We start from the raw sequence: 16,173 nt of genomic DNA on the forward strand, positions 1-16,173 counted from the left end.
TATGAATGGAATGAAAGCTGCTTTTTATGATATAATAAGAAGAATTGAACAGAATGTAGAAATGATGGGGCTTATTTAAATCGTTAAAAAGTGCACACCCTAAATGCCGTTTGCCCCCCCTAATGACAAAAAGGAGCTAATTGTATGATTAAACTAATTGCTACAGATTTGGATGGAACCTTGTATAATACGGAAAAAATTGTCAGTGATGACAATAAAAAAGCCTTGCTTGCTGCTAAGCAAAAAGGGGTGAAAGTGGTTATTACAACGGGTCGCCCACTTAAAGCTATTGGAAACTTATTAGAAGAATTGCAGTTGCATGATTCTGATGATTATAGCATCACCTTTAATGGTGGCTTGATTCAACGTAACACGGGTGAGATTCTTGATAAGCGTTTTCTAACCTTTGATGATGTCAAAACTATTTGGCAGGCCCTTGATGAGGTTGGTCTTCCAACAGATATTATTAGTGATGGTCAGGTTTATAGTATCCCAAGTAGTGATGGCAGGCATTCACAATACCGTTTGGCAAACCCAATGTTAGACTTTATAGAGGTCAGTTCCATTTCAGAATTACCAGTAGATGGGATTTATAATAAAATTGTTACTGTGACCGATCCAGACTATTTGGATCAACAGATTGAAAAGCTATCGCCACTGATTTTTGACAAATTTGAAGCCTTCAAATCAAGAGATATCATCTTTGAACTAATGCCAAAAGGCATTGATAAGGCATTTGGCTTGTCCTTATTGTGTCAACATCTAGGGTTTGAAGCTAAAGATGTGATGGCAATGGGAGATGAAGCCAATGATTTTAGCATGTTGGAATGGGCAGGCTTAGGTGTTGCCATGGCCAATGGGGTTGAGGGTGCTAAAGCGATAGCGGACGCTGTAACGACTCGTACCAATGATCAATCAGGAGTTGCTGAGGCTGTGAGACATTATATTTTAGAGGAGGATTGCTAATGGGTTTATTTGACCGTTTATTTGGAAAAAAAGACAAAGAAGAAAAGAAAGCAAAAGAAGTAGCGCCAGAAGAGCTTAATCAAGAAAGTCAATTAGAAGCATCTGATCAATCGCTTGAAGAAAAACCTAGTGAAATTCTAGAAAGTGAGCCACTTGAGGTTACTGAAGAGGGTGTACTTCACTCATGCGAACCGATGTCAATAGAGCCACTTGAGAGTCAAGAAATGGAGGACTCAAGCTCAGTATTTGATGACATGGATGCTTCTGAGATTGAAGCGAATTACCAAGTCATAGACTCAGCAGCTCAAGAAGCTCTTGATTCTCTTGAAAAAAGTCAAACGACAACTCAAGAGGCTCTAGAAAAGGAAGGACATTATGAGTCAGAAGTAGAAAAAAGTCTATCGGAACTTGAGCTCAAAGAAGCCTCTGTCTCACTTGATGCGGTAGATGAGCAAGAAGACTATACTAAGAATGCTTTGGATGAGCCAGAATTACTTTCTGAAAAAGAAAGTGATGATGACAAATACAATCGCAGTTTAAAGAAGACAAGAACTGGTTTTTCAGCTCGTTTAAATGCTTTCTTTGCTAATTTCCGGACAGTAGATGAAGACTTTTTTGAAGACTTGGAAGAAATGTTGATTCTATCAGATGTGGGTGTCCATGTTGCGACAACCTTGACGGAAGAGTTGCGTTATGAAGCGAGACTGGAAAATGCTAAGAAACCCGAGCTTTTAAAACGTCTTATTGTGGAAAAACTAGTTGAGATCTATGACAAAGATGGTCACTATCATGAGGCTATTAATTATCAAGACGGTCTCACTGTAATGCTCTTTGTCGGTGTCAATGGTGTTGGTAAAACAACGTCTATTGGGAAATTAGCTTACCGTTACAAACAAGAAGGCAAAAAAGTTTTACTTGTTGCTGCTGATACCTTCCGTGCAGGAGCGGTAGCTCAGCTAGTTGAGTGGGGAAGACGTGTGGATGTTCCTGTCATCACTGGACCAGAAAAAGCAGATCCCGCTTCAGTTGTTTTTGAAGGTATGGAACAAGCTCTGGCTCAAGATGCTGATATTCTCTTAATTGATACGGCTGGTCGCCTTCAAAATAAGGAAAACCTTATGGCCGAGCTTGAAAAGATGGGGCGTATTATTCAGCGCGTGGTTCCAGATGCACCGCATGAGACCCTTTTAGCACTTGATGCTTCAACAGGGCAGAACGCCTTAAGTCAGGCTAAAGAGTTTTCTAAAATTATGCCATTAACAGGTTTGATTTTAACTAAAATTGACGGGACTGCCAAAGGAGGCGTTGTTCTAGCCATTCGTCAAGAACTCGATATTTCTGTTAAGTTGATAGGTTTTGGAGAGAAAATTGATGATATTGGAGAGTTCCACTCGGAAGACTTTATGAAGGGGCTATTAGAAGGAATCTTATAATTACAAAACGGTTACAGTAAGTACAATTAGACTTATTGTGGCTTTTTTTATAAGTTTTCATTTTTAAAAATGGTTAGAGTGGTTTAAGCATGTTAAAAATAGTTAATCAGAATAATGTTTAAAATGTGTTTTTTCACCTCTTATAGAGGACTGAAGTAGAAGTAAATAATCATTACTATTAAGCTTAAGGTCACTAAAAAGAGAAGTATTAATTATAATTATGTTGAAGAATGGAGGTTAACCGATGAGGTTGTAACTTAAGTAAGAAGTAAAATTGGTAAAGTCAAAGAAGCTAAAGATTAACGAAGTGAGCAGAGTAGTGAATAGGTTACACTAAACTAGACAGAATTTATAAAGTGTTCTACACTAAAGAAAATAGGAGAATATTATGTCTAGAAAAATACGTCGCCACTTCACCGATGACTTTAAGCAACAAATCGTTGACCTTCACAATGCAGGGATGAAACGAAGTGAGCTTATCAAAGAATATGAGTTAACCCCATCAACCTTCGATAAGTGGGTACGTCAGGCTAAAACAACTGGTTCCTTTAAAACTATTGATAATCTTACAGATGAGCAGCGTGAACTGATTGAACTCCGAAAGCGTAATAAAGAACTCGAAATGCAGTTAGATATCCTAAAGCAAGCGGCGGTGATTATGGCACGAAAAGAGAAGTAATCACTGCTAATAAAGACAAATATAGCATTTCAGCCATGTGTCGTTGGTTGAACATTCCTCGTTCTAGCTATTACTACAAGGCTGTTAAACCAGTCTCTGAAGCGGAACTTGAAGAAAATATCAAAGCTATTTTTCTCGAAAGTAAGGCCAGATACGGGGCTAGGAAAATCAAGAAATGTTTGGAAAATGAAGGCATCCAGCTGTCTCGTCGTCGGATTCGTCGCATCATGCACAAACTCAACTTAGTATCCGTTTATCAGAAAGCAGCCTTCAAGCCACATTCAAAAGGGAAGAATGTGGCAGCTATTCCTAATCACTTAGCCAGACAATTTCATCAAGAAAAGCCTCTAAATGCTTTAGTAACAGACTTAACCTACGTTCGTGTCGGTAATAGCTGGGCTTATGTTTGCTTGATTATTGATCTCTTCAATCGTGAAATCATCGGTTTGTCAGTTGGTTGGCATAAGACCGCCGAATTGGTTAAACAAGCGATTCAGAGCATCCCTTACGCTCTGACCAAGGTCAAGATCTTCCATTCTGATCGTGGGAAGGAGTTTGATAATCAGCTGATTGATGACATGTTGGAAGCTTTTGGAATCAATCGTTCTCTAAGCCAAGCAGGCTGTCCCTATGACAATGCGGTAGCTGAGAGCACCTATCGCGCTTTCAAAATTGAATTTATTCATCAAGAAACCTTTCAGTCACTGGAAGAATTAATCCTTAAAACGAAAGATTATGTGCACTGGTGGAATTACCATCGCATTCATGGCAGTCTCAACTACCAGACACCCATGACATGGAGATTAATTGCTTAAAGAAAAAAGCACTTTATAAATGTTGTACAGAAAAGTGTTGCCTTTTCATAGAATAACGAGATTCGGTTAAGAGTTTTACTGAAACATCCAAGAAATGATAGTTTTAGAGTATAAATTTAAAATAGTTTATTAGAAAAATAGTCAATTTAAGAGTTAAATAGCACATTTAATTCTTTTTTATATATTATGTATTGCTAATTATTATGTTACGTGATAAAATAAATAAACTAAAAAAATTCTAAAGTAATGGGGTTATGAAAATGACTGATTGTAAGTACAAGTTACGTAAATTATCTGTTGGCCTTGTTTCTGTTGGAACACTGTTCACGGCAACAACAGTTATGGGGGAAGAAGTTCTCAACCAAGCATCTGTTGAAGCTACTACTCACCAAACAGCTGGAGAACTATCAAGTTCTGCCACTGTTCAAGTTGGTGTACCTCTTGTAACCCCAACTAATACTGAGAGTGAAGTAGTGGAAGTAACAGCAGTTCATCAGAAAACTTTGTTAAATCAAGAAAGCAGCGCTTCGGAGACAGCGATACAAGAACCACAACTAATGGAAGTGGAGGAGCTTATCGTTGACCAAGAAAAGACTGAGCTTGTGATCAAAGACGAAAAGGATGAAAAAGGCAAGTCTAGGCAACTGATCAAGAATCGCGATGGTATCCAACGCGATATTGTAGACATTTCTAGAGCAGTTAAAGTAAATGCGGAACAAAATGAATTAGAGGTAACTCTAACGGTTAGTCCAAAGGAAATTGATAAGGGAGCAGAAGTCATTGTTCTTTTAGATACTTCTCAAAAAATGACCGAAGATAGCTTTAAGCTTGCTAAAGACAATATCACAACATTAGTCAATACATTGACTTCCGATGCTACTAGTGATAAGCCAAACTTCAATAGTCGTAACTCTGTTCGCTTAATTGATTTTTATCGCAATATTAGTGAGCCGGTTCAACTAACGACTCAAAATGTTGAAGAGAAATTAAACGAAGCATGGTCTAAAGCCAAAAAGAATAGGGATTGGGGTGTAAATTTACAAGGAGCTATTCACAAAGCTCGAGAAACCTTCAACAAAGACCAAGAGAAGAATTCTGGTAAACGTCAACATATTGTGCTTTTTTCACAAGGTGAGTCAACGTTTAGTTATGATATTAATAGTGATAAAAGTAAGTTACCTAAAAAACTTGTAAAAGATCCAGTTACAGCTACTAATCCGCTTTTGCCTTGGCCTTTTTACTTTGATTCAACAACAAGCCGAGCTAATCTTGTAGAAGCCGGGCAAAAAATTCAAGATATTCTAAAAAAATTAGGAATTACACGATATGATGATCTCAGGGTCAGTTTAGCGAGTACTGGTAATTCCTGGTTGGGCTGGGGAAGTGATATTTTGGGCACTAATAATCCGTTAGATTATATTACATTAGCTGATTTAAGGACAGAAGTCCTGACCGAAGATAGCTTTAACTATAATCATCGTTTAGGAGAAGGTTATCATCATAGAAGTTATTATATTAGAGAAACAGAAAGTGTTCCGTTAGAGTCAACTATAAAAAATGCCATAAAAGAAAAAATTATCAAACTAAATCAACCGGTTAAAGAGACACCAAAATGGTGGGATCCTCTTGGTCTTACGTCATTATCAAGAAACTTTTTAAATCGCTTAGGTTTTAACAAGGTATCTGCTAGCCTAGAAGAACAACTGGCCAATAAAGTCATTGATTACATGTTTTATAAGCGCAATTATGTCTACTATAATCACAATCTCTCAGCTCAAGCAGAAGCAAAAATGGCTAGAGAGGAAGGAATTGTCTTCTATTCCTTTGATGTCACAGATCCTAAGTTTATGATAAAAGCTCTAACGGATGATAATTCTAGGAAAACAAAAGAAGAAATTAAAGAGATCGCAGATAAACAAAATGAGAAGTTTGACGACTATTTAAAAGCCATGTCTCAATTTCAGAAGTTTATTACAGATCTTACTAAAACAGATCAATTCCAAGATATTCTGACTAAATTAGATATTACAGAAAATATTACAGATAAGGTCAACGTCAAGGATAAGTCTTGGGAAATATTTTTAGGTGATAGTGCTGAAGAGAAGAGAGTAAATTATACTAAGGTATACAGAGGATGGTTATCACATCCAGAGAAACTCACATGGAATATTTCTAAGGAGCAATTGCAAAAAGCTTTTGAATCTGGCAACGCCTTGACACTAACTTATAAGCTTGATGTCAAGAAAGACGAGTTTAAAAAACTTATTGCTAAAGCTTCAACGAAAAGTGAAAATGCGGAGACACTACCTCAAGAAATCATTTCCAATACGATTTCTTACGCTATTAATGATAACAAAGTAGATCGTCAGAAACTTGCCGAAGTCAAGTTAAGCTATCGTAAATCAATGGTTCCAGTGCCAGAAATTAAAGAAGAGCTTGTTGACCCTAAAAACCCAAGTCAACCTGAAGTGATTATTGAGTCTGGACCAGTTCTTGATTATATTGAAGAAAATACAGTGGATGGTGTTATCATTGGAGGCGATTCTTCTAAAGAGATGACATTACATACAGAAGAAAATACTAAATCAGAAACAACCCATATCATAATGGGTGGTAGTGTTATTGACTACACAGAAGATAGCATTACAGGAAATCAGTTGACAGAATCTGGTCAAAATGCTAGCGATAGCAAGCAAGTAATCATCGAGGATACGATGGTGGATATGAAGGAACCAGAAATCATTATCGGTGGTCAAGCTAATATTATCGATATGACAGAGGATACAAGTTTTGGCATGCACGGATTCAATGAAGGCACTGTTATTGAAGAAGATACCCGTCCTAAACTTCAATTCCATTTTGATAATGAAGAGCCTACTTCTACAATTGATGTTGTGACGCCTCAAACGCCTCTTGCCAAAGCAGAAAACAAATTGCCGCAAATGCCTGTGGCTAAAGTCGAAAATAATCTACCTCAAACAGGTGAAAAAGACAAGTTGGAAGCCTTCTTTACCATTTCAGCATTAACTGTTATTGGAGGAGCAGGTCTACTGTCTAAAAAAAATCGTAAGGATCAGATTGATTAATCAATCGATATCATAAAAAGAACTAATCTAGATTAGATATAGGGTTATGACTTATGATCAATTGACACATCATAATATAGGGGAGAGAATCAGATTGATTCTCTCTTTTCTAATCTTTAACATGATGAGACTTATCATAGCAGCAGTGACATTTTGTTCTTTTTGCTACTAAGTCTGATAACCTTTTTTGAGACATCCAAAAAGCCCTATCATATTAGCAGTGGAGTTATCCACGACTGAAATGATAGGACTTTGGGTTAGGGCATTTAGATTTGATTTGTAGGCTAGTTAAAAGACGCGATAGACGTAGGGATTGTCTGGTTCTTGGCTTTTATTGACTTGGTCGATATGAAGAACAGGAAGTTGCTGTTCTAAATTTTTATCATATTCCATTTGAATCTTACCTTTAACGGTTAGCCATGTGTTGTTGTCAAACTGTTCTTGATTCCCCGTTGTTAAGAGGCCGTATACGCCTGAATCAGCGATACAGTGGATAATACCAAATCGAAAGACAAATTGATAATGGTCATGCCCTGGTTCGTTGTAAACAAAGCCGGTGTACTGAACCTCTTTACCAACAAATGCATCGGGATAAAGGTAAATCAATTCCATCACTTCCATATAATTTTCGGTACTAATGGTGATGGTCTCTTGTTGTTGATAAGCCTTTAATTCTTTTTGCATCTCTTTTTGATAGGAGCTCTTAGTAAAGTAAAGACTGGTATCTGGTTTTAAATATTGGATAGTAGTCCCATCATCGCTTACTCCTGTTTTAGAAGCGCCAGCAGCTAATGGGAAAGTATAGCCTTTAGCAGAAACAGTTCTAGAATCTAAGGTGACTGTTGGAACTAATAAGCCAACTAAAACAGGAAAGACTAAAATAAAAGGGCTGGTTAGTTTTGCTAGGCGACCGTGCAGGTGACTGTGAACATGATGATTTTTCATCCAGGTATAGAGCTGGACCAATGCTAAGATAAAGGACAAGACCATAGAAATATAAGCCAGGTAGGAATAACGCGTATTGATATACTGATTTAATTTTCCAGAAAGCTGTAGGTACATGGTCAGCTCAAAATAGCCGGCTAAGATTAAAAATCGTATCATTTAAATTACCCCCAGAATAAGACAGTAGATGGTTACAATAAGGACAGAAAGCCCAATAAATTGCACAATAAACTGTGTTTTGAAGGCTTTAAGCATCATCATCAGATTTTTGTTATCAACCATTGGACCAATCAAAAGAAAAGCTAAGACCGGAGCTACCCCAAAGGTTGATAGTAAAGAAGCGCCAATAAAGGCATCCGCTTCACTACACAAGGAGAGGATAAAGGCCATCAGCATCATGACTAAAATGGTAGTCAGAGGGCTGTGTCCAATACTTGTCAAAATTCGTGTTGGCACATAAATCTGCATAGCAGAAGCGATTAAAGTCCCAAAAACAAGATAGCGACCCGTATCGAAAAATTCATCGATGGCATGCACTAAAGCCAAGTAAATTCTTTTTGGAATGGTTTCGTGTGAATAGTCATAGAAGTGAACTGGGGCGGCGCTTTCTTTTAGAATATCATCATCTACCAAAAAGGCGAGCATCAGTCCAAGGCTAATAGCCACAACGATTGCTCCGATTAAGCGAAGCATGAGAAATCGCAGGGAATTCCCAAAAGCTGAGTAGGTAGCAAATAAAACGATGGGGTTAATAATAGGGGCAGTGGCTAAGAAAGGAACAGCTGTGTAGCTGGGAACCTTTTTTTCTAAAAAACGATTGATGATTGGGATAATCCCGCATTCACAAGAAGGAAAGACAAAGCCAACAAAGGTTCCAAAAAGAATGCGTGGCAATTTTCGCTTAGAAAGGTAACGTTGCACAATATCTGGCGTTACAAAAACTTCGATGCAACCAGATAAGATGGTTCCTAAGAGAACAAAAGGCAAGGCCTCGATAATGATAGATAAAAAGATAGCAAACCATTGTAGCATGCTAGGAGGTAAGTTTGAAAAAAGAGACATTTCTCATGTCCTTTCTATATTAATGAGAGATAAGAATTGCTAGTTGAAGTAGGAGATAAGAAAGAGAAGTGGACCATGCAATCCACTTCTAATCTTTTTTATCCTCTTCTTTGACAGCGGCGTCTGCTTTAATAACACCGTCACCTGTAACCTCTAAAGGTTTATCAAAGCTAGGAATAGCAGCAAAGCCTGCCATCATTTTTTCAAGTTCGTCATTTTTTTTATGTGTGATTGCCATAAATAGACCTTCTTTCTTTCGATTACTAGTTCTATTATACTATCATTTTCTCACATTGCAAAAGTTGACCTTTAAAAAAGGGGTGACAGCATTAGCTTTTTAGGAGAATTGCTACTTGGGCAGGAAGCGGACTTGTGTTAAAATGAAAGACAAATGGAGGAATAAAAATGTTTCAAACAAAAGAAGAATGGATTAGGCAGCTTGACTTAGAACCACATCTAGAGGGTGGTTATTTTAAACAGACAGAAGAATCGCAAGAGATGATTGGTGAGGCAGATAAGCAGCGCTCTCTTTATACCAGTATTTATTTTTTGTTGGATGAGGAGAATCCTTCTCATTTTCATCGCTTGACTGCCGATGAAATTTGGTATTTTCATGCAGGCCAACCTTTGACGGTTCATATGATAAAACCAGATGGTTCTTATGAAGCAGTGGATTTAGGCTTGGACCTTGAGAAGGGACAGGTACTCCATTATTGTGTGCCTAAAGGAACTGTTTTTGGCTCTAGCGTCGAAAGCGATTATGCTTTGGTATCTTGCATGGTGGCGCCAGGATTTGAGTTTACTGATTTTGAACTCTTTAAGCGCAAGGACTTGTTAGAGGACTATCCACAACATCAGGCTATTATTGAGAAATTGACTAGAGATTAACTAAAGTCTAGCCGAAGCTTTCGGACATTAAATGATTTGCTAGCTATGATATAATTAATGGCTGTGCTAGGAGCAGGAAATGAAAAAACAGGTTTTATTAGTCGATGATGAGCCCCATATTTTACGATTATTGGATTATCATTTGACTAAAGAGGGATTTGAAACAGAATTAGTGACTGATGGGCGAACTGCTTTAAAACTTGCTGAAAGTGAGACATATGATTTCATTTTGCTAGATATTATGTTGCCTCAATTGGATGGTATCGAAGTTTGCAAACGAATTAGGGCAAAAGGGATTCAGACCCCGATTATGATGGTCTCCGCAAAAAGCGATGAATTCGATAAAGTATTGGCTCTAGAGTTGGGAGCAGATGACTACCTGACAAAGCCTTTTAGTCCGAGAGAATTATTAGCCAGACTAAAAGCCATTCTCAGACGAAGTCAGGGAGCCCAAGAAGACAATGACAATCAAGAGCCAATGGAGCAACAGTGGCGGCTTCAGCACTTGAAGGTCTATCCAGATAGGCATGAGGTTTATAAGGACAATCATCTCTTAGCCTTGACGCCAAAAGAATTTGAGTTATTGATTTATTTAATTAAGCACCCTAATATGACTTTGACCAGAGAAAGGCTCTTAGAGCGTATCTGGGGCTATGATTTTGGTCAAGAAACCCGATTGGTAGATGTTCACATTGGCAAATTAAGAGAAAAAATCGAAGTGGACCCCAAAAATCCGCAACTTATCAAAACGATTCGTGGTTATGGCTATCAATTTAAGGAGAGGATTGATGAAGATTTATCTTAATTTATTAGCTATCTCTTTTTGTCTCTTTTTCCTTAGTTTTTTGGCTTTTCTAAATGCTTGGTGGTCTCTTTATGTAACCTTATTACTTTTCTTTTTGGCAAGTGTCACAAGCTTTTGGGCTTTACGACAATTATGGATTTGGCAAAAAGAGTTTCAATACCTAACAGAATCATTAATTGCTCGTAAGGCAGTCTTCATTGATTTGAAAAACAAAGACTTAAAAGACTGTGCTAGTCATCTGTTGCAGATAAAAGAGGTTTCTCAGCAGAAAGAAGCTGTTATTAAAGACCTGCAAGGGAATTTAGAGGCCCTCACACAGCATCTGACTATGGGGCTACTTTTGGTCTCAAGTGATAAACGCATACTCTTACAAAGCCATTCGTTACCGGACTATTTTCCAGGAAGTCTAGGTGTCTGGGAAAGTCTAGATGATATGACGCGGTTGGATCTTAGGGCTCTCATTTATCAAGCTTTTGATGACAAGGTAACCCTTAAAAAGGAATTATCAGGGCTACAAGATACTGATTTGATTCTTGAGGTGACAGCTGTCCCTATTTTGACAGCTCAAGGGTCTGTTCAAGCTGTCTTGGTTCTCCTTTATGATTTGACTCAAAGGAGACAATATGAACAGTTAAATTTGGATTTTCTTTCCAATGCTTCCCATGAATTACGAACTCCCGTCACTGCTATCAAGGGATTTGCTGAAACCATCCAAGAAATGCCACCAGAAGAAGTAGCCTTGAAAGAAGAGTTTTTGGCTATCATTTATAAAGAAAGTCTGCGATTGGAGCATATCGTTGAAGACCTCCTAACCCTATCCAAGCTCAAAAAACCAGAGTTACAAATAACAGAATTTGACTTAAGTGATTTTTTAAAAGACATTGCTCAGAGCTTAAAACCGCAACTAAAAGAAAAGAATTTACAGCTTCGTTTACTATTAGCAGATAACATCTTCCTTAATACAGATCACTATGTCTTATCGCAGCTTTTGTTGAACCTCTTGTCAAATGCCATTCGTTATACTGAAAACGGTGGTGAGATAAGCATCATCAGTCAAAGGAAAGAAAAGGGCATTGCGATCAGTGTACGAGATACCGGTATTGGGATTAGTCAAATGGAATTAGACCGTATTTTTGAGCGCTTTTATCGGGTTAATAAAGGTCGAAGTCGTCAAAGTGGTGGTACTGGCCTAGGACTTGCTATTGTGAAAGAATTGACGCAACTCCTTGATGGTCAAGTGCCGGTTAAGAGTCAGTTGGGCAAAGGCAGTCAGTTCACCGTAACATTACCAGAAAAAATCTAAACTTAGCAAAAACCATTTTAGGCTATTTCCTAAAAATGGTTTTTTTATTCTTTACCAAATCTTTACAATAAGCAGGGAGGAATCTTTACAAAGACTTGTTAGACTAAAAGTGTAGATAAACTACAAGAAAAAAACAAAGTTGAAGGTGATTCTTATGACAGTCAAAAAAATGCTAACACTTGCTCTTATCGGATTTTCTAGTTTAGGATTGGTTGCTTGTGGTAATAATAGCACGGGTTCTCAACAAGAAACTTCTGGAAAAATTGAAGTAATTTCACGAGAAGATGGCTCAGGCACAATAGGGGCTTTTACCGAAATCATAGGAATTCTTAAAAAAGATGGTGATAAAGAAGTAGACAAGACTACCAAAAGTGCCGTCATTCAAAATAGCACTGAAGGCGTTATTTCTGCTGTTCAAGGTAACGTCAATGCTATTGGCTACATCTCACTGGGTTCGCTAAATAGCTCTGTTAAAGCTTTAAAAGTCGATGGTGTTGAAGCAAGCGGACAGACTGTTTTAGATGGTGAGTATCCATTACAACGCCCATTTAATATTGTTTGGTCTTCTGATTTGTCAGAAGTAGGTCAAGACTTTATCCGTTATATTCACTCTAAAGAAGGTCAACAAGTCGTAACCAAAAATAAATTTATTGAAGCCAAAAGCGAAACAAGTCTTTACACCTCAAAAGCCTTATCTGGGAAATTGACCATTGTTGGTTCGACTTCGGTTTCTCCTTAAATGGAAAAATTGGCAGAAGCCTACCAAAAAGAAAATCCAAAAGTCACTATTGACATCATTTCAAATGGATCCTCCGCAGGAATTACAGCAGCTAAAGAAAAAACAGCTGATATAGGAATGGTTTCTCGTGAGTTAACACCTGAAGAAGGAAAATCCTTGACTCATGATGCTATCGCACTTGATGGGATTGCCCTTATTGTCAATAAAGGCAATAAGGCTAATCAGATTAGTATGGCAAAAATCGCTGAGATTTTTAGTGGTAAAGTAAACAGCTGGGAAGCTATTCAGTAAGTCATGATTAGTAAGCAAGGCAAACTTGTCTTGCTTACTAACTTTAGAAAGGACCAAATGTGAAACTGCAAGATGTTAAAGAACATTTTTTTAAATCCTTATTCTTTTTGAGTGCAGCAGTAGCCCTTGTTGCCATAGGTTTAATCTCTTTCTTTATCTTTAGAAATGGCTTACCTTTCATCAGTCGTTATGGTATAAGTGATTTTCTATTTGGTAAAGATTGGTCACCATCCAATCAACCCGCAAGTTATGGCATTTTCCCTATGATTGCTGGCTCTTTATTAATGACTTTTGGAGCGCTTGTCATTGGTGTGCCGACAGGTATTATGACCTCAGTCTTTATGGTTTATTATTGTCCTAAAAAACTCTATCCTTTTTTAAAATCAGCGATTAACCTTATGGCGGCCATTCCATCAATTGTCTACGGTTTTTTTGGACTACAATTATTGGTTCCTTGGATTAGAACTTTCTCTGGAAATGGGATGAGTGTCCTGACGGCCTCTATCTTATTAGGCATTATGATTCTTCCAACTATTATAAGTTTATCGGAAACAGCTATTCTAAGCGTTCCTCTTACTTATTATTCAGGAAGTTTGGCTCTTGGAGCGAGTCATGAAAGGAGTATTTTCACCGTGATACTTCCTGCAGCCAAATCAGGCATTTTGTCAGCGCTTATTTTAGGGATTGGGCCGTGCTATTGGTGAGACCATGGCTGTGATTTTAGTAGCAGGTAATCAGCCTCTTCTTCCTAGGGGGATGTTTGAAGGAGCAAGAACCATGACAACTAATATTGTCTTAGAGATGGCTTATGCTTCTGGACAACATCGTGAAGCACTGATTGCGACCTCAGCAGTTCTCTTCTTATTCATCCTCTTCATTAATGCTTGTTTTGCTTATTTGAAAGGAAAAACGTTTTATGAGTAAATACTTCCTAAAGACTTTGGTTTATTTATTTTCCATTTTGACCTTTGGCTCTTTGTTTCTCATTATTGCTTTCATTGTTGTCAAAGGATTTCCAAGTCTAAGTCCTACTTTATTTTCTTGGACCTACACTTCTGAGAATGTGTCGATGATGCCAGCTATCATCTCTACTCTTATCTTGGTGTTTGGAACTCTTTTGATTGCTTTGCCGATTGGTATTTTTGCCGGCTTTTACTTGGTTGAATATGCGAGAAAAGATTCTCTTTGGGTCAAGGTCATGCGACTTGCCTCTGACACTTTATCAGGTATTCCCTCTATTGTTTTTGGACTCTTTGGTATGCTCTTTTTTGTGGTATTTCTTAAGTTTCAATACTCACTATTATCAGGAATATTGACCTCGGTTATTATGGTGTTACCGATTATTATTCGATCAACTGAAGAAGCTTTACTTTCGGTCAGTGACAGTGTGCGTCAAGCTAGTTTTGGTCTAGGAGCCGGAAAGTTACGAACCATTGTCAGAGTTGTTTTGCCAGTTGCCATTCCAGGTATTTTAGCAGGACTTATCTTAGCTATTGGTCGTATTGTGGGTGAAACAGCTGCTCTAATGTATACTTTAGGCACTTCCTCAAATACGCCGACTAGTCTCTTATCTTCAGGTCGTTCTTTGGCTCTCCACATGTATATGTTGTCTAGTGAAGGCATGCACGTTAAAGAAGCCTATGCGACTGGACTTGTCTTAATCATAACTGTTTTGATTATTAACACACTTTCTAGTGTCTTATCACGTCGACTTGTGAAAGGAGGTTCCTAATTATGGGAACATTTTCCATTAAAGACTTGGACTTATTCTATGGGGATTTTCAAGCCTTGAAAAATATTTCCATTGACCTACCTGAAGGTCAAATCACTGCCCTAATTGGGCCATCCGGCTGTGGCAAATCAACGTTTTTAAAAACCTTGAATCGGATGAATGACTTGGTACCTTCATGTCGAATTGAAGGTCAGGTCTGTCTTGATCACGAAAATATCTATGCTAAACAGACTAATCTCAATCAACTCAGAAAAAAAGTCGGCATGGTATTTCAACAGCCAAATCCATTTGCCATGTCCATTTATGACAATGTGGCTTATGGTCAGCGAACACATGGTGTCAAAGACAAAAAAACCTTAGATGCTTTGGTTGAAAAATCCTTACGTGGTGCAGCTATTTGGGATGAAGTGAAAGATGATCTTAAAAAAAGTGCCCTATCCCTTTCAGGAGGTCAACAGCAGCGCCTTTGTATTGCTAGAGAATTAGCTGTTGAGCCGGATGTGCTGTTAATGGACGAGCCAACTTCAGCGCTAGATCCTATTTCTACCTTAAAAATAGAAGATTTAATTCAAGAGCTTAAGAAAGACTATACCATTATTATTGTTACTCACAATATGCAACAAGCTTCTCGCATCTCGGATAAAACAGCCTTCTTTTTAACTGGCGAAATTTGTGAGTTTGACGATACTGTGACTATCTTTACTAATCCAAAAGATAAGCGCACAGAAGACTATATTTCAGGTCGTTTTGGTTAAGGAAAGGAAGCTGTCATGAGAAATCAGTTTGAGTTAGAGTTGCACCAGTTAGAGCAGGCATTTTTAAGTATGGGGTATCTTGTTTTAGAGAGTTCTTCAAAAGCCTTGTTAGCCCTTGCTGCCAAAGACCATGAGATGGCAAAAGGTGTGATAGACAAGGATAAAAAGATTAACCAATCACAGAGTGATATTGAGCTAGCCTGTGCCCAGTTATTAGCTCTTCAACAGCCTCAAGTTAGTGATTTGCGATTTGTCATTACCATTATGACAGCTTGTTCAGATTTAGAGCGGATGGGCGACCATATGGCAGGAGTTTCTAAGTCAGTCTTAAAGTTAAAAGAAAAATATTTCTTACCAGAACTCGAAAACCAATTACATGACATGGGCCAAAAAGTATTGGCTTTACTATCTCAATTATTGGACAATTTTTCTAAGCATCAGTCTAAGGAAGCTATTGCAATCGCTAAAGAAGACGAATGGATTGATGAAACTTATTATCGACTATCCAAAGACTTGTTGGGTTTAATGAAAGATCAAGAAACATCTGTCACTAATGGAACAGAGTATCTGGCTATCTTGGGTCATCTTGAGCGTTTTGCAGATTATATTGCGAATATCTGTGAGCGTGTGGTTTACTTGGAGACTGGCCAAATTATTGAATTGAACTAAACTTG

At 37.9% G+C, this 16,173-nt stretch carries 13 protein-coding genes and 2 pseudogenes; 12 read left to right on the plus strand and 3 right to left on the minus strand.

Annotation, left to right across the window (positions count from 1 at the left end):
• The first annotated feature begins 144 nt into the window (after positions 1 to 144).
• The 4 genes from STRIC_RS04520 (at position 145) to STRIC_RS04540 (ending at position 6,979) form a co-directional block, all read left to right on the plus strand.
• Complete coding sequence (locus STRIC_RS04520; protein ID WP_008088480.1) at positions 145 to 966, plus strand: Cof-type HAD-IIB family hydrolase; 822 nt, start codon at positions 145 to 147, stop codon at positions 964 to 966.
• Positions 966 to 2,399 (plus strand): signal recognition particle-docking protein FtsY, encoded by a 1,434-nt coding sequence (gene ftsY / locus STRIC_RS04525; protein ID WP_008088632.1) that lies wholly within the window; start codon positions 966 to 968, stop codon positions 2,397 to 2,399. The genes STRIC_RS04520 and ftsY overlap by 1 nt, the downstream gene beginning before the upstream one ends.
• A gap of 388 nt (positions 2,400 to 2,787) precedes the next feature.
• Positions 2,788 to 3,893, plus strand: a protein-coding gene (locus STRIC_RS04535; RefSeq protein ID WP_156033570.1) for an IS3 family transposase whose coding sequence is annotated in 2 segments (ribosomal slippage) — positions 2,788 to 3,064 and positions 3,064 to 3,893 — 1,107 coding nt in all. Because the reading frame shifts where the segments join, the coding sequence is not laid out codon by codon here.
• 260 nt (positions 3,894 to 4,153) lie between these two features.
• Positions 4,154 to 6,979 (plus strand): serum opacification factor, encoded by a 2,826-nt coding sequence (locus STRIC_RS04540; RefSeq protein WP_040831964.1) that lies wholly within the window; start codon positions 4,154 to 4,156, stop codon positions 6,977 to 6,979.
• A 288-nt stretch (positions 6,980 to 7,267) separates the two neighbouring features.
• Here STRIC_RS04540 and STRIC_RS04545 read toward each other — a convergent pair whose 3' ends face one another.
• From STRIC_RS04545 to STRIC_RS12400, 3 genes are all read right to left on the minus strand, one after another.
• On the minus strand, positions 7,268 to 8,083 hold the full coding sequence (locus tag STRIC_RS04545; protein ID WP_008088066.1) for a TIGR03943 family putative permease subunit: 816 nt from the start codon (positions 8,081 to 8,083) through the stop codon (positions 7,268 to 7,270).
• Positions 8,084 to 8,986 (minus strand): permease, encoded by a 903-nt coding sequence (locus tag STRIC_RS04550; protein WP_008088575.1) that lies wholly within the window; start codon positions 8,984 to 8,986, stop codon positions 8,084 to 8,086.
• Positions 8,987 to 9,074: 88 nt separating this feature from the next.
• Positions 9,075 to 9,224, minus strand: a complete 150-nt coding sequence (locus STRIC_RS12400) for an SPJ_0845 family protein (RefSeq protein WP_008088095.1) — start codon at positions 9,222 to 9,224, stop codon at positions 9,075 to 9,077.
• 167 nt (positions 9,225 to 9,391) lie between these two features.
• Here STRIC_RS12400 and STRIC_RS04560 point away from each other — a divergent pair, with 167 nt between their 5' ends.
• The 8 genes and pseudogenes from STRIC_RS04560 to phoU all read left to right on the plus strand — a co-directional run bounded on the left by STRIC_RS04560 (position 9,392) and on the right by phoU (position 16,168).
• Positions 9,392 to 9,874: a cupin domain-containing protein gene (locus tag STRIC_RS04560; protein ID WP_008088181.1), complete on the plus strand. Its 483-nt coding sequence runs from the start codon at positions 9,392 to 9,394 to the stop codon at positions 9,872 to 9,874.
• A 79-nt stretch (positions 9,875 to 9,953) separates the two neighbouring features.
• Positions 9,954 to 10,679 carry a response regulator transcription factor gene (locus STRIC_RS04565; protein ID WP_008088405.1) on the plus strand — a complete coding sequence of 242 codons (726 nt, stop codon included), beginning with the start codon at positions 9,954 to 9,956 and terminating at the stop codon, positions 10,677 to 10,679.
• Entirely contained in the window at positions 10,663 to 11,982 is a 1,320-nt protein-coding gene (pnpS, locus tag STRIC_RS04570; protein ID WP_008088572.1) for a two-component system histidine kinase PnpS, read from the plus strand. Before STRIC_RS04565 ends, pnpS begins: the two co-directional genes overlap by 17 nt.
• 154 nt (positions 11,983 to 12,136) lie before the next feature.
• Positions 12,137 to 13,012, plus strand: a pseudogene (locus STRIC_RS04575) (substrate-binding domain-containing protein).
• A gap of 59 nt (positions 13,013 to 13,071) precedes the next feature.
• Positions 13,072 to 13,936 (plus strand): annotated as a pseudogene (pstC, locus tag STRIC_RS04580) (phosphate ABC transporter permease subunit PstC).
• Positions 13,929 to 14,744, plus strand: coding sequence for a phosphate ABC transporter permease PstA (pstA, locus tag STRIC_RS04585; protein ID WP_008088327.1), 816 nt, complete (start codon positions 13,929 to 13,931; stop codon positions 14,742 to 14,744). The pseudogene pstC and the gene pstA overlap by 8 nt, the downstream one beginning before the upstream one ends.
• 2 nt (positions 14,745 to 14,746) lie before the next feature.
• A complete protein-coding gene (pstB, locus tag STRIC_RS04590; protein WP_008088161.1) occupies positions 14,747 to 15,499 on the plus strand; it encodes a phosphate ABC transporter ATP-binding protein PstB in 753 nt (250 codons plus the stop codon).
• 15 nt (positions 15,500 to 15,514) lie between these two features.
• On the plus strand, positions 15,515 to 16,168 hold the full coding sequence (gene phoU, locus STRIC_RS04595) for a phosphate signaling complex protein PhoU (RefSeq protein WP_008088031.1): 654 nt from the start codon (positions 15,515 to 15,517) through the stop codon (positions 16,166 to 16,168).
• The last annotated feature ends 5 nt before the right edge of the window (positions 16,169 to 16,173 follow it).

This window comes from Streptococcus ictaluri 707-05 (assembly GCF_000188015.2).
GTDB lineage: Bacteria > Bacillota > Bacilli > Lactobacillales > Streptococcaceae > Streptococcus > Streptococcus ictaluri.